General features: G+C 62.9%; 22 protein-coding genes. 14 read left to right on the top strand and 8 right to left on the bottom strand.

The features are described from left to right. Nucleotides 1-250: 250 nt before the first annotated feature. Entirely contained in the window at nucleotides 251-1,411 is a 1,161-nt protein-coding gene (locus tag ACQ4WM_RS15665; protein WP_436547604.1) for a zinc-dependent alcohol dehydrogenase, read from the top strand. 61 nt (nucleotides 1,412-1,472) lie between these two features. On the opposite strand, the gene ACQ4WM_RS15660 is transcribed toward ACQ4WM_RS15665, so the two are convergent. The 3 genes from ACQ4WM_RS15660 to ACQ4WM_RS15650 are packed head-to-tail and all read right to left on the bottom strand — an operon-like array spanning nucleotide 1,473 to nucleotide 3,693. After that, nucleotides 1,473-2,495, bottom strand: a complete 1,023-nt coding sequence (locus tag ACQ4WM_RS15660; RefSeq protein ID WP_436547603.1) for a sulfotransferase — start codon at nucleotides 2,493-2,495, stop codon at nucleotides 1,473-1,475. Further along, nucleotides 2,492-3,205 carry an aspartyl/asparaginyl beta-hydroxylase domain-containing protein gene (locus tag ACQ4WM_RS15655; RefSeq protein WP_436547602.1) on the bottom strand — a complete coding sequence of 238 codons (714 nt, stop codon included), beginning with the start codon at nucleotides 3,203-3,205 and terminating at the stop codon, nucleotides 2,492-2,494. Before ACQ4WM_RS15655 ends, ACQ4WM_RS15660 begins: the two co-directional genes overlap by 4 nt. Then, nucleotides 3,202-3,693: a GNAT family N-acetyltransferase gene (locus ACQ4WM_RS15650; protein ID WP_436547601.1), complete on the bottom strand. Its 492-nt coding sequence runs from the start codon at nucleotides 3,691-3,693 to the stop codon at nucleotides 3,202-3,204. The genes ACQ4WM_RS15655 and ACQ4WM_RS15650 overlap by 4 nt, the downstream gene beginning before the upstream one ends. A 96-nt stretch (nucleotides 3,694-3,789) precedes the next feature. Here ACQ4WM_RS15650 and ACQ4WM_RS15645 point away from each other — a divergent pair, with 96 nt between their 5' ends. Continuing rightward, nucleotides 3,790-4,101: a DUF6916 family protein gene (locus ACQ4WM_RS15645; protein ID WP_436547600.1), complete on the top strand. Its 312-nt coding sequence runs from the start codon at nucleotides 3,790-3,792 to the stop codon at nucleotides 4,099-4,101. Then, on the top strand, nucleotides 4,098-5,081 hold the full coding sequence (locus ACQ4WM_RS15640; protein ID WP_436547599.1) for an SAM-dependent methyltransferase: 984 nt from the start codon (nucleotides 4,098-4,100) through the stop codon (nucleotides 5,079-5,081). The genes ACQ4WM_RS15645 and ACQ4WM_RS15640 overlap by 4 nt, the downstream gene beginning before the upstream one ends. 3 nt (nucleotides 5,082-5,084) lie before the next feature. Here the strand turns inward: ACQ4WM_RS15640 and ACQ4WM_RS15635 are convergent, their stop codons facing one another. The 3 genes from ACQ4WM_RS15635 to ACQ4WM_RS15625 all read right to left on the bottom strand — a co-directional run bounded on the left by ACQ4WM_RS15635 (nucleotide 5,085) and on the right by ACQ4WM_RS15625 (nucleotide 7,492). Further along, nucleotides 5,085-5,798: a phage tail protein gene (locus tag ACQ4WM_RS15635; protein ID WP_436547598.1), complete on the bottom strand. Its 714-nt coding sequence runs from the start codon at nucleotides 5,796-5,798 to the stop codon at nucleotides 5,085-5,087. Nucleotides 5,799-5,893: 95 nt separating this feature from the next. Beyond that, nucleotides 5,894-6,577, bottom strand: a complete 684-nt coding sequence (locus ACQ4WM_RS15630; protein ID WP_436547597.1) for a phage tail protein — start codon at nucleotides 6,575-6,577, stop codon at nucleotides 5,894-5,896. A 201-nt stretch (nucleotides 6,578-6,778) separates the two neighbouring features. Continuing rightward, nucleotides 6,779-7,492 carry a phage tail protein gene (locus ACQ4WM_RS15625; RefSeq protein ID WP_436547596.1) on the bottom strand — a complete coding sequence of 238 codons (714 nt, stop codon included), beginning with the start codon at nucleotides 7,490-7,492 and terminating at the stop codon, nucleotides 6,779-6,781. 483 nt (nucleotides 7,493-7,975) lie between these two features. Between ACQ4WM_RS15625 and ACQ4WM_RS15620 the strand changes: the two genes are divergently transcribed. Further along, a complete protein-coding gene (locus ACQ4WM_RS15620; RefSeq protein WP_436547595.1) occupies nucleotides 7,976-9,553 on the top strand; it encodes a hypothetical protein in 1,578 nt (525 codons plus the stop codon). A 3-nt stretch (nucleotides 9,554-9,556) separates the two neighbouring features. On the opposite strand, the gene ACQ4WM_RS15615 is transcribed toward ACQ4WM_RS15620, so the two are convergent. Next, entirely contained in the window at nucleotides 9,557-10,921 is a 1,365-nt protein-coding gene (locus ACQ4WM_RS15615; RefSeq protein WP_436547594.1) for an amino acid permease, read from the bottom strand. 117 nt (nucleotides 10,922-11,038) lie between these two features. Here ACQ4WM_RS15615 and ACQ4WM_RS15610 point away from each other — a divergent pair, with 117 nt between their 5' ends. The 6 genes from ACQ4WM_RS15610 (at nucleotide 11,039) to ACQ4WM_RS15585 (ending at nucleotide 14,528) form a co-directional block, all read left to right on the top strand. Next, on the top strand, nucleotides 11,039-11,752 hold the full coding sequence (locus ACQ4WM_RS15610) for a GntR family transcriptional regulator (protein ID WP_436547593.1): 714 nt from the start codon (nucleotides 11,039-11,041) through the stop codon (nucleotides 11,750-11,752). Further along, nucleotides 11,745-12,488, top strand: a complete 744-nt coding sequence (locus tag ACQ4WM_RS15605) for an SDR family NAD(P)-dependent oxidoreductase (RefSeq protein WP_436547592.1) — start codon at nucleotides 11,745-11,747, stop codon at nucleotides 12,486-12,488. The genes ACQ4WM_RS15610 and ACQ4WM_RS15605 overlap by 8 nt, the downstream gene beginning before the upstream one ends. 94 nt (nucleotides 12,489-12,582) lie before the next feature. Then, nucleotides 12,583-12,888 (top strand): hypothetical protein, encoded by a 306-nt coding sequence (locus ACQ4WM_RS15600; RefSeq protein ID WP_436547591.1) that lies wholly within the window; start codon nucleotides 12,583-12,585, stop codon nucleotides 12,886-12,888. Nucleotides 12,889-13,004: 116 nt separating this feature from the next. Further along, entirely contained in the window at nucleotides 13,005-13,472 is a 468-nt protein-coding gene (locus tag ACQ4WM_RS15595; RefSeq protein WP_436547590.1) for a hypothetical protein, read from the top strand. Between the two features lie 4 nt (nucleotides 13,473-13,476). Further along, nucleotides 13,477-14,022 carry a GNAT family N-acetyltransferase gene (locus ACQ4WM_RS15590; RefSeq protein ID WP_436547589.1) on the top strand — a complete coding sequence of 182 codons (546 nt, stop codon included), beginning with the start codon at nucleotides 13,477-13,479 and terminating at the stop codon, nucleotides 14,020-14,022. Nucleotides 14,023-14,042: 20 nt separating this feature from the next. Next, nucleotides 14,043-14,528 (top strand): hypothetical protein, encoded by a 486-nt coding sequence (locus tag ACQ4WM_RS15585; protein WP_436547588.1) that lies wholly within the window; start codon nucleotides 14,043-14,045, stop codon nucleotides 14,526-14,528. Here ACQ4WM_RS15585 and ACQ4WM_RS15580 read toward each other — a convergent pair. Further along, the gene (locus ACQ4WM_RS15580; protein ID WP_436547587.1) at nucleotides 14,449-14,922 is read right to left on the bottom strand and encodes a heme-degrading domain-containing protein; all 474 of its coding nucleotides are present in this window, start codon (nucleotides 14,920-14,922) and stop codon (nucleotides 14,449-14,451) included. The genes ACQ4WM_RS15585 and ACQ4WM_RS15580 overlap by 80 nt on opposite strands. Nucleotides 14,923-15,012: 90 nt before the next feature. Here ACQ4WM_RS15580 and alkB point away from each other — a divergent pair, with 90 nt between their 5' ends. The 4 genes from alkB to ACQ4WM_RS15560 all read left to right on the top strand — a co-directional run bounded on the left by alkB (nucleotide 15,013) and on the right by ACQ4WM_RS15560 (nucleotide 19,394). Next, a complete protein-coding gene (gene alkB / locus ACQ4WM_RS15575; RefSeq protein ID WP_436547586.1) occupies nucleotides 15,013-15,675 on the top strand; it encodes a DNA oxidative demethylase AlkB in 663 nt (220 codons plus the stop codon). A gap of 94 nt (nucleotides 15,676-15,769) precedes the next feature. Beyond that, nucleotides 15,770-15,952 carry a hypothetical protein gene (locus ACQ4WM_RS15570; RefSeq protein ID WP_436547585.1) on the top strand — a complete coding sequence of 61 codons (183 nt, stop codon included), beginning with the start codon at nucleotides 15,770-15,772 and terminating at the stop codon, nucleotides 15,950-15,952. A 75-nt stretch (nucleotides 15,953-16,027) separates the two neighbouring features. Next, nucleotides 16,028-16,840 (top strand): class D beta-lactamase, encoded by an 813-nt coding sequence (gene blaOXA / locus ACQ4WM_RS15565; RefSeq protein ID WP_436547584.1) that lies wholly within the window; start codon nucleotides 16,028-16,030, stop codon nucleotides 16,838-16,840. A 94-nt stretch (nucleotides 16,841-16,934) separates the two neighbouring features. After that, nucleotides 16,935-19,394 (top strand): penicillin-binding protein 1A, encoded by a 2,460-nt coding sequence (locus ACQ4WM_RS15560; RefSeq protein WP_436547583.1) that lies wholly within the window; start codon nucleotides 16,935-16,937, stop codon nucleotides 19,392-19,394. Nucleotides 19,395-19,569 lie beyond the last annotated feature (175 nt).

The raw sequence follows: 19,569 nt of genomic DNA, 5'->3' as shown, positions 1-19,569 counted from the left end.
CCGATTGTATGCAGGCAAATGAGCGACACATGTAGGACGTTGACTCAAGAACAGGTAGGCCGCTCTACCGCACACGATGGCGTACTTGATGATTAATTCCTGATCGAACCAGCCATTTCCATGTTGAATTTTTTTTACATGTTTATGATCGGCGAGAGAGCGCTTTTCCTACATCGAGGCAGCTTGCGCGCTGACCGCCAACGTCGTCAACCGGCGCTATGGTCAGTTCTTAGCCAATCAGGAGACATCCATGCGTGCACTCGTCTATCACTCCGCCCACGACGTCAAGGTCGATACCGTTCCCGACCCGATCCTGCAACGGCCGGACGATATCATCCTGAAAATCACCGCCACCGCGATCTGCGGCTCGGACCTGCATTTATATCGCGGCAAGGTGCCCGGCATGAAAGAAGGCGATATCATGGGCCATGAATTCATGGGCATCGTGGTTGACGCCGGACCCGCCGTGACCAAGGTGGCGCTCGGCGACCGCGTGGTGGTGCCGTTCGTGATTGCGTGTGGCAGCTGTTTTTTTTGCGACATGGACCTTTACTCGGCGTGCGAAACCACCAACCCGGATCGTGGCACTATCATGAACAAGAAAAGCCTGCGCTCGGGTGCCGCGCTGTTCGGCTTCAGTCATATGTATGGCGGTGTGCCGGGCGGCCAAGCCGAATATGTGCGCGTACCGAACGCCAATGTCGGGCCGATCAAGATCCCCGATACGCTGGAAGACGAGCAGGTCTTGTTCCTCAGCGATATTTTGCCCACCGGTTACCAGGCGGTATTGAACGCAGGCATCGGGCAGGGTTCGAGCCTGGCGATTTTCGGCGCCGGCCCTGTCGGGCAGATGGCCGCTGCTTCGGCGCGCATGCTGGGTGCAGAGAAAATCTTCATGGTCGACCATCATCCGTACCGGCTCGAATTTGCGCGCCAAGCGTATGGCGTGATTCCCATCAATTTCGATGATGTCGATGCCGCCGAGTTCATTATTGAGAACACCAATTCACGCGGCGTCGATGGTGTGATCGATGCGATCGGCTTCGAAGCCAAGGGCAGTGCACTGGAAACCGCGCTGACGGCGCTGAAGCTTGAAGGCAGCAGCGGCAAGGCGCTTCGCCAGTGCATTGCGGCGGTGCGACGCGGCGGCATGATCAGCGTTCCAGGCCTGTACGCCGGTTTCATCCATGGCTTCCTGTTCGGCGACATTTTTGAAAAAGGCATCGGCGTCAAAGCCGGGCAGACGCATGTGCAGAAATTCATGCCGGAGCTGCTCACTTTTATCGAAGAGGGCAAGCTCAATCCCGAGATCATCATCTCGCACCGCATGCCGCTGGCGCAGGCCGTCGACGGCTACAAAATGTTCGACAAGAAGGAAGATGAATGCCGCAAGGTTGTTTTGCGGCCTTGACGACCTGCAGGCCTGGCGCATGGCTTCGATCGGCATCGCAGCACGCTTGCCTCCCTGCGCCTCAGCTTTCGATGCGCAGTCGATCCAGCGCCAGGTAAGCTGATACGATCTGCGCCGTGACCGGCGCCAGTCGGTCAGCTTGCTGCGCCTGCGGATCGCCGTGATAGGCGTTGCCTGTGTATTTGGAGTGAAACTGCGCGCGCTGCTGCATGGCATCGCGTTGTTGTTGCGTGCACTCGATGTTCAGGCTGTCGAGCAGCCCGCAAAACAGCAGGCCAGGCAATTGACTGTAATGAATCAGTTTTAGTTCTCCTGCCGCCGCATGCGGGTGAGCTGCTGTAAAAAAGCTTTCCAGCACCACGCCTGTATATCCGTCCAAGTCGCCGGGCGCCACCTGCCGAGTCGGCAAGGGCAGCAGCGCGGGGTGGATCAGGCCCGGCACCATCTGCGGGCCGCGCTGGCGCTGGTGCGAGGCCAGCACCGCTTGCGGCTCGCGGTACAGGAACAAACAAGGCGTGTCGGGGAAGGCTGCGCGTAGCAGCTCCAGGCTGTGGATGTGCCAGCAGTCGAACTTGATGACAAAGTGCTTTTCCTGGCCCGTGCGGCGCTGGCCCATGGCGCACATGACCTGGCGCAGCAGGGCGACGGTGGCGTCGGGCGCTCCCTGGTCGTGGTGCAGGCGCAGCACGGAGTCGATGATGGGCGGCTCGGACATGACGATGCATTGCGGCAGCGACGCCAATAATTGCGTCAGCAGGGTCGAGCCGCAGCGCGAGACGTGGAAGATAAAGGCGTTAGGCGCCGGCACGCTATTGCACTGCGTGAACTGCGCCAGCGCCGCGAGCGGCGTATGGCAGACGCGGCGCTCGTCGCGCTGCTGGCGCGCCAGGGTGTTTTCAAAGAAGGAGTCGGTAAAGGCGATCTGCGCCATGTCGCGCCAGGCCAGCGTCGTCTCGCCACCGTCCGGCCCGGCGCTGGCCGTCAGCGGGAACCAGTGGCGCAGGTTCATGCCTGGCTGCCATGCAATTTGTTCGCCCCTGGTCAACTGGCGCTCCTGTGCCGCAAAACCGTTGTGCGCCTTCATGCCGCCACCCCGCGGTAAATCGCGGCCAGCCGCTCGGCCTGCGCCAGCACGGCCGGCTCGCCGGTGGCGCGCAGGCTGGCGATGATGTACTGCACATTGCCGTCGTTGATGCTGGCGTCGCCGTACTTGGGCGCTGGCTTCGGCACGAAGCCAGCGCCGGCGAACAGCTGTTCCAGCCAGTCGTTGGTGACGCAATCGATCACCAGGTGCACGCGTGGCGCCGTACCACGGTTTTCCACGGCGTGGCGGCAACTGGCGTCCATGTACCAGGCATGGCCGGCGCTGAAATGCACCTGCTCGCCATCGATGCGGAACAGCACCTGCGGCGAGGTCCGGATCGGGACATGGATGCGCGTCACGCCGTCGGCCAGTGCGGTGCCGGGGTCGCGGTGTTCGCGGATCACGGCGCCGGCTTCGAGCGCCATCAGGCGCGCGGCGCCGACCTCGCAGTCGAAGCTGGCGATTACCTGCCGCAGATACGGGCATTGCACCAGGTGCGGCGTATCGGCATACGCCACCTCGTCGAGCGACATGATATGGCGCGCGTCGCCGCCGGCCGAACGCAGCGGCAGCACGCTCCAGCCGTTTTCACAGGCGCCGGTATTGAAATGCGCGAGCCAGTCGGTGGCTTGGAAACGGTCAATTTCTTGCTGCATGCGCGCCACGTCGAAGCGAAACGGCAGGCGCAGATGCGTGCTGGGCGCCGTCATGGCGCGCTCCAGCGCAATTGTTGCTCGATAGCGTCTTCGCCGTCGGCCACAAAGCCGAGCCGCGCATACAGGCGGCGTGCGGCCAGGTTGCCGTGATTGACGCCCAGGTTCACCGCCGCTTGCTGCGCGGCGGCATGCGCCTGCAGGCCGGCCAGCACGGCGCTGCCCGCGCCCTGTCCCTGCGCCTGCGGCAGCAGCGCGATGTCGACCACGCGCAGCGCCTGCGCGCCGGGGTTGACGATCAGCCGGCCGATCGGCGCGCCGTCGCGTTCGATCACCAGGTGGCGCGCCTGCGGATAGGACTGGCGATAGCCTTGGTCGTGCATGCGCTGCTGCATGGCGATCAGTTGCTCGATGAAGTCGGCTTCGGCCTGCATCTGCAGCAAATCGCCGCGGCTGCTGCGGTATAGCGCGCGCACAAAAGCCTGGTCGCTTTCGCTGGCGGCATCGAACTCGCGCAAGTTGAAAGGGGAGGATAAGGAATACACCGGCGCTCCGAAAAAAGGGGTGGTTCAAATGGCTGTCTATTTGCTATGCTGCCAACGTTTACGTCGTCTTGCAATCACATTTACTGGATTTCTCCTATGAACATCACTCTTGAACTGGTCGCTCCGCTGGTCGACAGCGTCTTCATGGCCCATACCGCCGCCGGCGTGGTTCCTCTGACCTTGACCGAAGCGAAGGAACTGCCGCGACGCGGCTTGCCGGAGCAGTTCCGCACGCCGCTGAGCATGATTTTCGCGGGTCCGGCCGAACTGGTGCTGGCAGACGGCAATTACACCCTCGATCACGAGCAGCAGGGCCGGCTGGAACTTTACCTGTGGCCGATCTCGGCGCCGCTGCCGGCCAGGCCCAGCGAGGTCGGCAAGCAGTGCTACCAGGTGTCGCTGTCGTGAGCGGCCTTGAGGGCGATGCAGAACAGGCGGAACTGGTGCAGATCGCCCGCGCCATCGCCGATCCGGCACGTCCGCTGAGCTCGCTGATCGGCGAGACCGGGCAATTGCGCGCCTTTGTCGAGCGCCATTCGCATCTGTCGATGGAGGGCTCGGACCGCATGACCGAGGGCGAAAGCACCTTGCCCAGCGGCTGGGCGATTTCACCGGTGCAAGCGGCGCTGTGCGCGCGCGAACCGCTGCGCAGCGCCGCCTTTATCCAGGGCCTGGCGGCGGCCATCAACGCCGCCCTCGATGCGGAACGGCCGGTATCGGTGCTGTATGCGGGTTGCGGCCCGTTTGCCTTGCTGGCCTTGCCGCTGATGGCGATTTTTTCGCCACTGCAGGTGCAGTTCACCATCCTCGAAGTGCACCAGGAAGCGCTCGATTACGCGCGCGCGCTGATCGAAGGGCTCGGTTACGGCGCGCACGTGGCGGCATTCGTCTGCGCCGACGCGGCCACCTGGCACATCGCGCCGGAGGCAACCCCGGACGTGATTGTCAGTGAAACCATGAATACGGCATTGGGCAAGGAACCGCAGGTGGCCATCATGCGCAATCTGTTCGTGCAGGCGCCGCAAGCGGTGCTGGTGCCTGCCGCCATCGCGGTGCACCTGGGCCAGCCGGGGCGCGCCATGGATGAGCCGTGCGCCGACTGGGGCCGCATCTTTGAAGTCAATGCCGCCAGCATCCTGGCATGGCAGGAAGAGCAGGGAAGTGCCCTGCCGGCCGCCAGCATCCGCCTGCCTGCGACGCTGGCGCGCGCGCCGAAACTGCTGACGCGCATCCAGGTGCATGGCAAGATCGTGCTGCACGATTATGACTGCAGCCTGAACCTGCCGCTGCACCTGCCCGGCAAGCCGCAACTGACAGGATCGGAAACGCTGGCCTTTTCCTATCAGCTGGGCAGCACGCCGGGCCTGGCGTGCGAGGTGTTGCGCTGATTTTTAATTGCGCATCGGGAAATAGCCTTCCACGGCGATCAGGTAATTCATCGCGATAAAGGGCGGCGTCGGCGCGCTCTGCGCCGTCAGCGTGACGGGCGTGGTGGTCGGCGTGCCGCTGCCGGTGAGGGCGTTGGTGACGGTCGGGCTGAAGCTGACCTGTCCGCTGGCCTTGGCCAGCGCGACGCCGCCGCTGGGGCCCAGCGCGGGCAGGTACATATTGGTGACGGAACCGCCAGACGATGCCGCGGTGGCCAGGTAGCCGCCTACCGACGGTCCGGGATCGGTGGCCTCGTCCAGCGCGGCGCTCAAGGTGACGTCGACCGTCGACGAACCCGACGACACGGTGGCCACGTGGGTGTGCGCCGGCAGGTTGGCGACCGTCAGCGTGATGTTGGCGGGGCCGGTGCTGACGAGGCGCACGTTAGTGCCCAGCGTGTCGCCATTTTGCGACGTCCGCGTCGTTGCGCCTTGTGCATTGACGGGGGCGGTCACGATGCGGTCAGGCGCTACCGTATCGTTCAGCGCTACCGGAATGCGGCCGCGCAGGTCGGGCAGGGCAAAGGTGGTCTTGCCGTCGCCGCCGAACTGCACACCCAGCAGCGCGTACAGTGCGTTGTTGGTATTGATGTTGAGTATCTGGCCATTGCAAAACATCCAGCCCTTAGGTGCGAAAGGGAATGCTGCCAGCATGATGGTGCCGATGAGTGGGTCCATGTTATCTCTGGTGAAGTGATGGGTGTGTCAGAGGGTATGTTAAACAGATGTGACCACTGCGGAGCCGGGGCGCGCCCCGGCTCGTGCCGCATGGTTTAGTTGCGGCTAGGGAAAATGCCATCGATGCAGATGATGTACTGTATCGTCTGGAACGGTGGCACGGTGGCGACGTTGCCGGTGGTGGTGATGTTGACCGGTGCCACCACGGGCGTGCCGCTGCCGGTATTGCCAACGGTGACCGTGCCGCTGCCGCCGCCGCCAGACACGGTCGCGGTGGCGGCATTGAGCTTGACCACCGGGCCGGTGGCGGCGTACAGGAACGGTATGCTGCTGCCGTCGGTCGCGCCGGCGGCCAGGTAACCGTTGGTCAGCGGCTCCGCCGAGCTTGCATAGGCAGTACTGACATTGATGTCGACCGTAATGGGCGAGCCGCCACCACCGGCCGTAAACGTCGCGGGATGGTCGTGGGCGGGCAGGTTGGCGACAGTCAGGGTGGCGGTGGCGGAGCCGGTGCCGGACGCGATGACGGTGCTGGAGACGGTGCCGCCGGCGGCGCCATTGCCGCCAGGAATGCGGCCCGCCATGCTGGCCTGGTTCTGGCCCGCCGCCACGCGACCGCGCAAATCGGGCAAGGCGAAGGTGTTGACACCGTCGCCGCCATATTGCGTGCCGAGCAAGGCAAACAAGGCTGAATAGGTATTAATGCTTAACAGTTGGCCGTTGCACGTCATCCAGCCGCGTGGAGGAAAAGGAAAACCTACGCCAAGAATGGTACCCATAAATGCATCCATGTTGCTGCCTTTCTAATGAGAGCTTCGATATTATGTGGCCAGGCCGGCTTCGTTAAAACGCATCCAGCCTGGACATGTTAATGCAATTTTAAAAACATGATGCCGGAATTCGCACTACGGCGTTATTTTAAAAATGCAATGCACTTTACATCGCCGATATGAAAATATGTAAACAATAAAAATCATATATTAGTTACGCTGCGGGAAAACCCCCTCCACGGCGATGATGTATTGCATGGCCAGGAAAGGCGGTGTCGGTGCGCTCTGCGCCGTCAGCGTGATCAGCGCGTTGACCGGCTGGCCGTTGCCGGTGATGGCATTGCTGACAGTCGGGCTGAAGCTGACCTGTCCGCTGGCCTTGGCCAGGGTGACGCTGCCGCTGGTGCCCAGCGCGGGCAGGTACATATTGGTGACGGAGCCGCCCACCGATGCCGCCGTGGCCAGGTAGCCGCCGACCGACGGCCCGGGATCGGTGGCCTCGTCGAGCGCGGCGCTCAAGGTGACGTCGACCGTCGACGAGCCGCTCGATACGGTGGCCACATGGGTGTGCGCCGGCAGGTTGGCTTGCGTCAGCGTGAAGCCTGCCGGGCCGCTGCTGACCAGGCGCACATTGGCGCCCAGGGTATCGCCCACCACGCCTGGCCTGGTCGGCACGCCCTGGGCATTGACGGGGGCGGTGACGATGCGGTCGGGGGCGACGGTGTTGTTGACCGCCACCGGAATGCGGCCACGCAGGTCGGGCAGGTTGAAGGTGGTCTGGCCATTGCCGCCAAACTGGATGCCGATCAGTGCGTACAGCGCGGCATTGGTCTGGATATTGAGAGTCTGGCCGCTGCAAAACATCCAGCCTTGCGGTGCAAAGATGTATGGGCACAGCATGACACTACCTAAAATCGGATCCATGCGGTTTCGCTTTCAAATGAGGGGAATGAAAAGACGGGCGGCGCGATCACGCCTCCGGGAGGTTGCTGAAGCTTCTGCATGCATGGATCAGCTCGCCGCGAATCGAAAAGAAAAATCAACATGAAATATGCTGGCGATATAGGCTTGCATGTTTTTCCTTTCGACTGTGGAATACGGCAGTGTCTTGCCGCCGATTTAACCGGCGCGGCATGTTCTGAATATATTAATTCAAAATTTTAAAAATATCTATTAATTATCGCTGCCAAATTATTATTTACAAATAGATAACTAAATTGTGTACAATTGCTTGTACAAAGGCGGGGACAATAATAGAATGCCGCCCGCCAGTCTCATGTTTTGGTTTGTCCTGCCGTTATAGCCAAATCTGCTTGGCACGCGTGTGTCAGCCGGGCGAAAAAATTATCAAAAAATGAAAATTATTAATTTTTTAAACTCTCATCAAAGTAGCAAGGCAGAACGGCCATGACGTCGATTTCTCCCATTGCAAGCTGGAATGCCGGCACCCTGCGCGGCACTGCCACTGCCACTGCCACCGCCATTGCCAGCCGCGAGGAAACTACTTCCTTGCCAGTCACTACGTCTTCCAGCATTGTTGCGCTCGGCGCCGCCGCTGCGCAGGGGGCCACGCAGACAGCTGCCGCGCCGCTACAGTGGGAGCGTGCCTCGCGCGACCAGGTCAGCGAACTGATGGCGAAAAACTTTTCGGCCGGTTCCGGCGCGGGACGCTTCAGCGGCCTCGGTGCCGCCTTGCTCGACCAGTTGAAGGGCGGCGTGACGCAGTTGTCGCAAACGGCGCAGCGTGCACCAAACGGCACGCAGGCCGCAACCTACGCCGGCATTGCCACCGGCGTCTCGGGTGCCTTGCACGGCATGGGCGACGACAAGTTCAGCCTGGGCATCACCACCAGAAGCGGTGTCGAAGTGAAACTGTCGCTCGACAGCGATGGCGATGCACTGGCCGTGCAGATGACGGCCAGTGGAGAACTGACGGAAGACGAAACGCGGGCGCTGGGCCAGTTGTCGAAAGCCTTCCAGGAAGCGATCGACGGCATGGCGCAGGACCCGCCGCAGCTCAGGCTGGCAGGCCTGATGCAGTTCGATGCGAAGCAGCTGGCCTCGATCGATCTGCGCGCTCAGGTGGGCCTCGATACCCAGCCGCCCAGCGTGCAGACCTTGTCGTTCCAGGCTGACGCCACGCAGCGCAAGGTCGCGTTCAGCGGCGCGGCTGGCAGCCTGGACGTGAAGGTCGACGCCAGCCAGGCGGCCAGCCTGGGCGGACCGGAACAGCAGGCGCGCGCCCTGAAAAGCTACATGAGCCAGTTTGACCAGGCGGCCACGCGCGGCCATGCCGACGGCGCCTTGATGGGCTTGTTCAAGGACACCTTCAGCGCCTTGCACAGCCCCGTCGGCGAGGCGGCCAAGCTGTCCACCAGCGGAGCCACTCCCGGCAAATGGGCGCTGGCGGCGCAAGACCGCGCCATGTTGACGGGACTGGCCGATTTTTCGGCATCGGTATCGCAAACGCCGAAGATGGAAAACCCGATGCGCTTGTCCGAGCAGGATGCGTTCAATTATGAAGTGGGGCAGCGCACCAGTCTGGCTGGACGCAGCTATGACGACCGTTCGATTTCGCAACAGCAAACCGCCAGCCTGAGCGCCAGCTTCCACATGCCGCTGGTGGCCGGCACCTCGCTGCGCCTGACCAGCGCCGCCGAGTCGCAGAACTACACGTATCACCAGATCGAGGACACGGCCAGCAGCCTGGCCAGCATCGCCTACCAGGGCGGCAAGCTGTCCAAGGCCAGCCTGGAGCAGTCTTCAAGCCAGTCGACGCGCGTGCAGCGCTATGAGATGGGCAAGCTCAAATCAGACCTGACCACGCCGAGCCAGCACGCGCTGATGCGTGACCTGGTGGCCGCCCTGGGTCCATACCAGGCTGGCCAGGCGCAGCTGAACCAGGAACAAAAGGCCCAGCAGCGCACGCAGATGCTGTCGGCGCTGAACGATGATGTGTTCCTGACGGCGACAGCGGGGAAGTAAGGTTCAGGCCTTGGCGCGGCTTTGCCTGATGGCGTAACCGATGCCCAGCGCACCCAGCCAGACGGGAATCAGGTACACCGAAATACGCAGCCCCGGGGTCAGGAACATGATCACCAGGATGCCGGCCAAAAACGCCAGGCACAGGTAGTTGGTATACGGGTAGCCCAGGCTCTGGAACACGGTGCTCTTGCCTTCCAGTTTTTTCTGCGCGCGAAAGCGCAGGTGGATCCAGCTGATCATGGCCCAGTTGATGATCAGGGCCGACACGACCAGTCCCATCAGCATTTCGAACGCTTCGCCAGGCATGAAATAATTGACCACCACGCAGATGCCGGTCGCCAGCGCCGATACGCCCAGGGCGACCAGTGGCACGCCGCGGCGGTTCAGGTGCAGCAGCGCGCCCGGCGCATTGCCCTGTTTCGCCAGGCCGAACAGCATGCGCGTGTTGCAGTAGACGCCGCTGTTGTACACAGAAAGCGCGGCGGTGAGCACCACCACGTTCAGGGCGGTGGCCACCAGGTTGCTGTCGAGTGCGTGGAAAATCAGCACGAAAGGGCTGCCGCCGGTGACCACATTCTGCCACGGATACAGCGACAGCAAAATGCCGAGCGCGCCGATATAAAAGATCAGGATGCGGTAGATGGCCTGGTTGGTGGCGCGCGGGATGGTGGTGCCGGGATCGTCCGCTTCGGCTGCCGTGATGCCGACCAGCTCCAGGCCGCCGAACGAGAACATGATCACGGCCATCGCCATCACCAGGCCCTGCCAGCCGTTCGGGAAAAAGCCGCCGTGCTGCCACAGATTGGCCACCGAGGCCTGCGGGCCGGCGTCGCCGGACGCCAGCAGGTAAGCGCCGAAGACGATCATGCCGATAATCGCCACCACCTTGATCAGTGCAAACCAGAATTCCATCTCGCCGAAGGCCTTCACGTTCAGCAGGCTGATGGCGTTAATCACGCAGAAGAAAACCAGCGCCGAGACCCAGGTCGGCACGCCTGGCCACCAGTACTGCACATAGATGCCGACGGCCGTCAGTTCGGCCATGCTGACCAGCACATACAACACCCAGTAATTCCAGCCCGACAAAAAGCCGGGCAGGTGGCCGCAGTATTTGTCGGCAAAATAGCTGAAGGAGCCAGCCACCGGTTCATCGACCACCATCTCGCCCAGCTGGCGCATGATCAGGAAGGCGATTACGCCGGCAATGCCGTAGCCGAGCAGCACCGAGGGCCCAGCCATCTTGATGGTTTGCGCGATGCCCAGGAACAGGCCGGTGCCGATCGCGCCGCCCAAGGCGATCAACTGGATATGGCGGCTTTTCAGCCCGCGCTTGAGTTCCGTCGTTTCAGTGCCGTTCACTGCCGTCATCTTGTTTTATCCTGTTTTCATGGGTGGTCTAGGCCAGTGATTTTAATCCATGAAAGGCAGGAGCAGCAGGGGAAAACAGATTGATGTATGATGCATCATAAATTAATGAAGGACTGCATGGCCTATCAGCTCGATCAATTGTCGCACGCCAACCTGGGAAAATCGGTGCATGCGCGCTTGCGCGAAGCGCTGGCGGCGGGGCGCTTCCGGCCCAACGACCGCCTGCGCATCCGCGAACTGGCGCTGCAATTGGGCACCAGCGTCACGCCGGTGCGTGATGCCATGCTGCAGCTGGTGCAGGAAGAAGCGCTGGTGCTGCGCTCGCCGCGCGACTTTCGCGTGCCCATGTTGAGCGAAGCACGCTACCTGGAAATCCGTGCCCTGCGGGTGGAACTCGAAGGACTGGGTGCGGCGATGGCGGCGCAGCATGCCGACGCGGCGACCCTGGCGCAACTCGAGCAGCTGTTGCAGGCCAACGAAGACGCCATCGCGCGCCAGGACCTGGCTGGCGCCCTGCAGTGCAACCAGGCCTTCCACCTGGGGCTGGCGCAGGCATCCTGCATGCCGACATTGAAGCGTTTTGTCGACCATCTTTGGATGCAGATCGCGCCGCTGATCGCCGCCGGCTATGCGGCCTTCACGCCCACCATGCGGGTCGGCCACCACCGCGCCATCCTCGACGCCCTGCAGGCACGCGATGGCGAAGCGGCCCGGCAGGCGATGGTGCGCGACATCCTGGACGGCGGCGCGCAATTGCTGGCGTATGTGCGGCAGAGGGAGCAGGCCGCCGCAGAACCTGAAGCTGAAGCTGAAAAGGAACAAGATGACTGATATCGAACAGAAAACCGCCATCGTCACCGGCGCCAGCCGCGGCATCGGCCACGCCGTCGCCGAGCGTTTCCGCAGCCTTGGCTGGCGCGTGATCACGGTTTCGCGCAGCCCGATTCCACTCGGCTGCCCGCGCAGCGCTGAACACAATACGCACTTTTGCATGGATTTGTCGGATTTGAGCCAGATCGGCCAAATGGTCGACATGCTGCGCCCGATGCTGCCAGACGGCAAGCTGCACGCGCTGGTCAACAACGCCGGTGTGTCGCCGAAAGGGCCGGGCGGCTCGCGCGTCAATTCCCTGACGACCGACATGCAGACCTGGCAGGCGATGTACAACACCAATTTTTTTGCGCCGCTGGCGCTGACGCGCGGCTTTGCCCAGGAACTGTCGAATGCGCGCGGCGCGGTGGTCAACCTGTGTTCGATCGCCGGCTATCGCGTGCACCCGTTCGCCGGCTCGGCCTACGCCAGTTCCAAGGCGGCGCTGGCGTCATTGACGCGCGAAATGGCCAACGACATGGCGCCGATGAACGTGCGCGTGAACGCCATCGCACCCGGTGAAATCGATACGGCGATCTTGTCGCCCGGTACCTCGCATATCGTCGACACGCAAATCCCGCTGCGCCGGCTGGGCACCACGGCCGAAGTGGCCGACCTGGTGGAATTCCTGTGCAGCGAGCGCGCCTCGTATATTACCGGCGCCGAGATTCCAATCGATGGCGGGCAGCGCATTTGATGTCAGAGCATGGTGATCATTGCCATCATTGCCATCATGGCAATGGCAATGGCAGGCTACACTGCGGCGCTAACCCTGGCGACCGTGAGGTGCCATGCAAGGCAGTAACACCCATCGACATGCCGACCTGGCCGCACTGGCCTTTGCAGTCATTCTTGTTCCGGCCGTTCATATTGCGCTCATGTACTGGGAGTACCAGTTGCACCTGCCTTTGTCGCGGCAAGTGGACACCTTTCTTGTGCTCCTGGCGCTGGTGCTGGCCGTGCTGGCGGCCAGCTATTTCCCGCCTTCATGGATGAAGAAGGTGCTGCGGGTGATCGCTGTCGTCGTGTGGTCTTGTCTCGCGTACTTTGTCTCATCGTTCATGCCTGGCTGCATATGGGCGCCGGCCTGCCTGTAACGCCAGCCCTGCGTGGCGACACGACACGCAGAGCTGGCTACAATAACCATCTTGCATGACGAGGCCGTTACCGGCAGCCTTGATGCGACAACATCCCACGCACAGGAGTACACAAGATGAATATCCGCAGCCTGCTTTCCTCGATCCTGATCGGCGCTGTTGCCAGCGCGCGTTCCATGACACCGATGGCCACTATCGCCGCCGCGCGCCTGGCCGGGCGCCACACGACGGGCCAACTGGTGCTGCTCGACCGTCCCGTGTTCAAGGCCGGTGCGCTGGTGATGGGCGCGGCAGAATTGTACGGCGACAAAATGAAGACGGCGCCGGACCGCACGGTGTTCCTGGGCTTGCTGGCACGCGTGTTGAGTGCCGGCATTGCCGGCGCGGCGCTGGCGCCTGAAGGGCGTGAAAAGACCGGTGCTGCCGTCGCGGTCGCTACCGCCGTGCCGCTGGCCTACCTGACCCTGGCGGGCCGCAAGGAGGCGATGGCGCGCATCGGCCAGACCCGTAGCGGCCTGATCGAGGATGCGCTGATCGTGGCGGCCGGCGTGGCGATCGTGGCGCTGTCGACCAGACCGAAGTAATCGCATGACAGAGCGGATACGCACGCAGCGCCTGGTGCTGGCGCAGCCCGCTGCCGATGACGGGCCGGCTCTGTTGCGTTACCGGCTATCGAACCGGATGCATCTGAGCTCATGGGAGCCGCTGCGTGCCGCGTCGTTCTACACCCTCGATGACGTGGAACTGCAACTGCGCCAGATGCGCGAGCACCTGGCCGGCGGCAGCGCGGTACACTGGTTGCTGGCAAGGCAGGGCAGCACGGAATTGATCGGCCTGTGCAGCTTCACGAATATCGTGCGCGGCCCGTTCCAGGCCTGCCATCTCGGCTTTTCGCTATCAGCAGAGCATCAGGGCAGGGGCTATATGGCCGAAGCGTTGCAAGCGGCGATTACCCACATCTTCCAGTCCATCGGGCTGCACCGTATCATGGCAAATTACCAGCCCGCCAACGTCAGGAGCGCCGCCTTGCTGCAGCGACTGGGTTTTGAAAGGGAAGGGCTGGCCAGGCGCTACCTGAAAATCAACGGACACTGGGCCGATCATGTGCTAAGCTCGCTGATCAACCCATCCTGACCGCCCGCCGGAACCTTCACTTGCATCCAGCAACCGTCACCATTGACCGCGTCTTCAGTGTCGAGCGCCTCAGCGGTCGAGGAAGAAAAACGACGAATTTCGGCTTTGCCTCGGGCGCCAGCCGACATTATTCCTTGTGGCTGCCGGGCTGGCCGGCGATCGAAGCTGGCATGGAAGTCACGGCCATCCTCGAAAAGGAGGGCGACTGGAGCACCTTGCGCGGCTGGGTCGATCACGGCTCTGGCGAGGTGGTGGCGCCCTCGCGGGGGCAGTTGCTGTTTCAACTGGTGGCGAGCTTCGTGATGTGCAGCTTGTGCGCCATCTCATGGGGCGATCCCATGGTCTACCTGCTCTTTTTACTGTACGGCCTGCCATTCGGATTTTTCCTGCTGCGCGCGCATCGCGTGCACAAGGCGATTGCCTTGATCAGTGCGCGTCCAGCTGCGCCTGCAATGCCGCTACCACCAGCGCATGGTCATCGGCCTGCGCCAGGCCCGACACGGTGACCGTGCCGACCATGCCCACGCCACGGATCAGCAAGGGAAACGCGCCGCCGTGGCCCGCATATTCCACATTGTCCAGGTAGGCGACTTCTTCGAACGTCGCGCCCTTGTTTTTGTAGGAAATACCCATCGCGTATGAGCTGCGCGCAAAGCGCTGCACCGTATTGTTCTTGCGCCGTATCCAGTCGGCCTGGTCGATGGTGGCGCCGCTCATGGCATAGTGGAACAGCACCTGGCCATTGCGCGTGATATCGACGGTGACGGCCTTGCCACGCTTGCGCACTTCCTCGACGATCCACAGGCCGACGGCCAGCGCGGTGTCGTTGTCGAAGCGGTCGAACTGCAGGGTTTCTTCCTGCTGCGCCAGGGTGGCTAGCAAATCGGCGTAATGATCCATCGTAGTAGTCCAAGTAAGGTGCAGTCAAGTGAGTGTAGACGCTACTGTAACCGACGCTGCGCCTTTTTTCACGGCGCGCTAGAATAGGGCATGAACCTGTCCCTGTTTGCCGATGATGATTTCGCCGCCAGCGGCCCCGTGCCGCTGGTGCCAGGCAGTACCGCCTCCGTGCTGCTGCGCGGTTTTGCCTTGCCCTGGGTGACTCAGCTGCTGGTCGCGATTGACGCCATCGTGCAAGCAGCGCCGTTGCGCCATATGGCCACGCCGGGCGGCTTGCGCATGTCGGTGGCGATGAGCAATTGCGGCCAGCTTGGCTGGGTGACCGATACGCGGGGCTACCGCTATGTGCGGCAAGATCCGGCCGGCAGCGCGCCGTGGCCGGACATGCCGCCGGTGTTTCTGCAACTGGCGCAAGAGGCGGCAGCAAAGGCTGGCTACCCCGGTTTCATGCCCGACGCCTGCCTGGTCAACCGCTATGTGCCGGGCGCCCGCATGGCGCTGCACCAGGACAAGGACGAATGCGACCTGACAGCGCCCATCGTTTCCGTCTCGCTGGGCCTGCCTGCCACTTTCCTGTTTGGCGGTGTGCTGCGCGCCGACCACGCCGCGCGCATCGTGCTGGTGCATGGCGACGTGGTGGTATGGGGCGGCGCCGACCGCCTGCGCTACCACGGCGTGGCGCCCCTGAAGGATGGCCAGCATGCGCTGCTGGGCGCGCAGCGCATCAACCTGACATTCCGCAAGGCAGCCTGACGCTTGGCGTGCACCTTGCCTGCTGCCCACAAGAACGCTGCCCTTGTCCAATTTCCGACTACACTGCTTTTCATTCAGATAATGGAGATGGACGATGGCACACAAGAACGGCGAATCAGGCCTGGACCACGGCGGCGATGCGGTCGAAGCGGACGTGGAGCGCGAACGGCGCGAACATGATCTGCTCGACGAGGAAAAAATGGGCATGGGTGAACTCGAGGAAGAGCGCATGAAGCCGCAGCGCTCGCCGGCAGACGGCCAGCAAGAACGGGACTGAGGCATCGGCCATTGGCAAGAGCGGCTGCAGGTGGGTACAATTTCGCTTTGCCATCTGCACGCATCCCGGAGGCCCATGAAATTTCGCTCTGCCCTGATCTCGTTTTTACCGCTGGCTTTCAGCCTGTCCGCAACGGCCCAGGCCGCCACCCTCTGTACTGCCATCGCCGATGCCGCCTCCGGCACGGTGGTGATGCAGGAAGGAAACTGCATCGACCGAGTCACGCCAGCGTCGACCTTCAAGATCGCGCTCAGCCTGATGGGCTATGACGCCGGCTTCCTCAAGGACCAGCACGCGCCGCGCCTGCCTTACAAGCAAACGTATGTGGACAGGGGCGGCGACGCCTGGCGCCAGGATACCGATCCGGCGCGCTGGATGCAGTATTCCGTCGTCTGGTACTCGCAGCAGATCACGCAGGCGCTCGGCGCGGCGCGTTTCCAGAAATACACGCGTTCGCTGGGCTATGGCAATGCGGACGTGTCGGGCGACCCCGGCAAGGACAACGGCCTGGAGCGTTCCTGGATCAGTTCCTCGCTGAAAATCTCGCCGCTCGAACAACTGGGTTTCCTGCGCAAGCTGGTCAATCATCAACTCCCCGTCAGCCGGGAGGCGATGGACCAGACAGCCAGCCTGACGCGCCTGGCGGACTTGCCCGGCGGCTGGCAGTTGCATGGCAAGACGGGCGCCGCCTTTCCGCGCAAGGCTGATGGCACCGCTGACGAAGCGCATGGCTATGGCTGGTTTGTCGGCTGGGTCAGCAAGGGCGAACGCACGTTTGTGTTTGCACGGCTGGTGCAAGATGAGCAAGCGGGCCAGCAGTCGGCCGGCTTGCGCACGCGCGAAGCGATGATCAGGGAGCTGCCCGCCATGCTGGCCAGGTTACCGTAGAGGCTTTCCGCCTGTAAATTCCGCCAGGCTGTGCCCGCGTTCTATATACTTGCCGAAACGGATTATCCGGCAACAGGCAAGGAACAGGTAAAGCATGGAGCAGTTAAGGGCAAAGGCAAAACAATGGATGGCGCGCGGCAAGGATATGGCCGCGCGGCTTGGTCGGCATGGTGGAACCCGCCTGGCGGCCCTGTATGGGCGCGGCCATGCCTATCTGATGGCCTTGCCGGCCGGGCGGCGCGCGCTGGTGATGGCCTTGTGGTCCTTCCTTGCCGTGCTGGCGCTGCTGGTGGCTTATCTGCTGCTGCTGATACCACTGACGCCGAGCATCCACGACCTGCGCCAGGCGCGCACGGCAGCGCCCAGCACCATGGTAGCCGCGGGCGGCGAGGAACTGGCCCGTTTCGATCAGGGCCTGCAGGAACGCGTCACCTTGCAGCAGATCTCGCCGAATGTGGTCAGCGCCCTGATTGCCACCGAAGACCACCGTTTTTATGCCCACCATGGCGTTGACTTCAGGCGCCTGGCCAGCGCCATCGTCCACAGTATCAGCGGCGACCCGCAAGGTGGTTCGACGATTACCCAGCAACTGGCGCGTAATATGTTTCCGGCGGAAATAGGGCGCTCGCGCAACCTCAATCGCAAGCTCAAGGAACTGGTCACGGCCCTGAAAATCGAGGCCACCTACAGCAAGACGGAAATCCTCGAAGCGTATCTGAACACGGTGCCTTTCCTGTACAACACCTTCGGCATCGAAATGGCGGCCCGCACGTATTTCGACAAGCCGGCCGCGCGCCTCGATATCCTGGAAAGCGCAACCCTGGTCGGCATGCTCAAGGGCACGAATTATTACAATCCTGTCGGCAACCCGGAACGCTCGCTGCAGCGCCGCAACGTGGTGCTGGGCCAGATGCTCAAGCATGAGGTGATCGACGAGAAGCGCTACAGGCAGCTGATCAAGCGGCCGTTGCGGCTGCACTTCGAGCGCCAGAGCGAACGCGCGCAGTCCGACAGCCATTTCACGGCCTATGTACGCAAATGGCTGATCGAATGGGCCGACGAAAACGACTACAACCTGGAACTGGACGGCCTGGTGGTACACACCACGCTCGACAGCGACCTGCAGCAGGCGGCCGAGCGTGCCGTCGAGCGCCAGGCAAATGCCTTGCAGGCGATTGCCGACGTGGAATGGAGCCGCGCCGGCGTGCCATCGTCGACCTCGACCGGCATGTACGCCTCGATGCAGTCGGGTAGCGTGCCGTTCGATTACTTCTGGAAAACGCATCCGGCCCTGGTTGACGCCTTCGTCAAGGAGTCCGGCGAGTACCGCAAGCTGGTGGCGACCGGCGGTACGGCCGACATGACGGCCGACCAGGCTTTGGTGCAACTGAAGGGCGACCGCGCTTTTATGTCTGCCTTGCGCAAGTCGAAGACCCGCTTGCAGGCCGGTTTCGTGGCAATGGACCCGGCCACAGGCGCCTTGCGCGCCTGGGTCGGCAGCCGCGATTTTGCACGCGAACAGTTCGACCACGTAGCCCAGGCCGCGCGCCAGCCCGGTTCCACCTTCAAGCCCATCGTGTATGGCGCGGCGCTGGAAAAGGGCTTGAGCCCGGAACACATCTACCGCGACGAAGTAATGGATATCAAGGCTGCCGACGGCACCAAGTGGCGCCCGACCGACATGAGCGGCACCACCGGGCGCGAGATGACCATGCGCGAAGGCCTGGTGTACTCCAAGAACACCATTACGGCGCAGGTGATGCAGGACGTGGGCTTGCCAGCGATTATCAAGCTGGCGCGCGCGCTCGGCGTGCGTGACAGCAAGCTTGAGTCGGTGCCATCGCTGGCGCTCGGTACCAGCCCCGTCACCTTGCTGGAAATGGTCAACGCGTACGCCAGCATCGCCGCCCAGGGCCAGGCGCGCAAGCCGTATGTGGTCACGCATATCACCGACCGCGACGGCAAGGTCATTGCCCGCTTCGGCGAGGATAAACCGGTCCAGGCGATGAAGATCGAATCGGCCGATACCCTGACCGACATGATGCGCGGCGTGATCGATCGCGGCACCGGCACGGCCATCCGCAACCGTTTCGGCATCCGCTCCGACGTGGCCGGCAAGAGCGGCACCACGCAAAACAATGCCGATGGCTGGTTCATCATGATGCACCCGCAGCTGGTGGGCGGCGCCTGGGTCGGCTTCAACGACGCGCGCGTCACCATGCGCAGCAACTACTGGGGCCAGGGCGGCCACAATGCCGTGCTGGTGGTGGGCGACTTCTTCAAGACGGCGCTCGACACGGGCAAGCTGGCGCGTGACGCCATTTTCGCTGGCGGCAAGCCACCACCGCCAGCGCGCCGCATCGAAGCGATGGAGCCGGAAAACGAGCCGACGGAAGAGGGCGGCGACATGGAGCAGGCCGGCGCGCCGGCCGCGCCGCTGGCCATGCCGGCCGAGGATGGCGGCGGGCAGGAATCGAATGGGCGGGCCGTGCCGCAGGAGCCTCCTGTACCGGTCCCGGCTCCGGCGCCATTGCCTACACCACCGCAAGGCTGAGCGTGACCATCGCCTATCGTTACAGCACCGTTATTACCGAGATCGGCATCGAGGTGGTGCTGCACTCCTTGCTGTCGACGGTGGCGGTGCGGCTGGAAGGCGGCGAGTGGTGATCGCACTTTCCACTCAAATGAGTGGGCAGGAGCCGGCCTGCGGCTTGCAGTCCGGCCCGACA

Source organism: Janthinobacterium longum, from assembly GCF_051380735.1.
GTDB lineage: Bacteria > Pseudomonadota > Gammaproteobacteria > Burkholderiales > Burkholderiaceae_D > Janthinobacterium.
This window is presented reverse-complemented; position numbering and strand designations above follow the sequence as displayed.

Coding starts and splice junctions, on each gene's coding strand:
- ACQ4WM_RS15665 (WP_436547604.1), top strand. CDS start 251: ATGCGTGCACTCGTCTATCACTCCGCCCACGACGTCAAGGTCGATACC.
- ACQ4WM_RS15660 (WP_436547603.1), bottom strand. CDS start 2,495: ATGAAGGCGCACAACGGTTTTGCGGCACAGGAGCGCCAGTTGACCAGG.
- ACQ4WM_RS15655 (WP_436547602.1), bottom strand. CDS start 3,205: ATGACGGCGCCCAGCACGCATCTGCGCCTGCCGTTTCGCTTCGACGTG.
- ACQ4WM_RS15645 (WP_436547600.1), top strand. CDS start 3,790: ATGAACATCACTCTTGAACTGGTCGCTCCGCTGGTCGACAGCGTCTTC.
- ACQ4WM_RS15635 (WP_436547598.1), bottom strand. CDS start 5,798: ATGGACCCACTCATCGGCACCATCATGCTGGCAGCATTCCCTTTCGCA.
- ACQ4WM_RS15630 (WP_436547597.1), bottom strand. CDS start 6,577: ATGGGTACCATTCTTGGCGTAGGTTTTCCTTTTCCTCCACGCGGCTGG.
- ACQ4WM_RS15625 (WP_436547596.1), bottom strand. CDS start 7,492: ATGGATCCGATTTTAGGTAGTGTCATGCTGTGCCCATACATCTTTGCA.
- ACQ4WM_RS15620 (WP_436547595.1), top strand. CDS start 7,976: ATGACGTCGATTTCTCCCATTGCAAGCTGGAATGCCGGCACCCTGCGC.
- ACQ4WM_RS15615 (WP_436547594.1), bottom strand. CDS start 10,921: ATGACGGCAGTGAACGGCACTGAAACGACGGAACTCAAGCGCGGGCTG.
- ACQ4WM_RS15610 (WP_436547593.1), top strand. CDS start 11,039: ATGGCCTATCAGCTCGATCAATTGTCGCACGCCAACCTGGGAAAATCG.
- ACQ4WM_RS15605 (WP_436547592.1), top strand. CDS start 11,745: ATGACTGATATCGAACAGAAAACCGCCATCGTCACCGGCGCCAGCCGC.
- ACQ4WM_RS15600 (WP_436547591.1), top strand. CDS start 12,583: ATGCAAGGCAGTAACACCCATCGACATGCCGACCTGGCCGCACTGGCC.
- ACQ4WM_RS15595 (WP_436547590.1), top strand. CDS start 13,005: ATGAATATCCGCAGCCTGCTTTCCTCGATCCTGATCGGCGCTGTTGCC.
- ACQ4WM_RS15590 (WP_436547589.1), top strand. CDS start 13,477: ATGACAGAGCGGATACGCACGCAGCGCCTGGTGCTGGCGCAGCCCGCT.
- ACQ4WM_RS15580 (WP_436547587.1), bottom strand. CDS start 14,922: ATGGATCATTACGCCGATTTGCTAGCCACCCTGGCGCAGCAGGAAGAA.
- alkB (WP_436547586.1), top strand. CDS start 15,013: ATGAACCTGTCCCTGTTTGCCGATGATGATTTCGCCGCCAGCGGCCCC.
- ACQ4WM_RS15570 (WP_436547585.1), top strand. CDS start 15,770: ATGGCACACAAGAACGGCGAATCAGGCCTGGACCACGGCGGCGATGCG.
- blaOXA (WP_436547584.1), top strand. CDS start 16,028: ATGAAATTTCGCTCTGCCCTGATCTCGTTTTTACCGCTGGCTTTCAGC.
- ACQ4WM_RS15560 (WP_436547583.1), top strand. CDS start 16,935: ATGGAGCAGTTAAGGGCAAAGGCAAAACAATGGATGGCGCGCGGCAAG.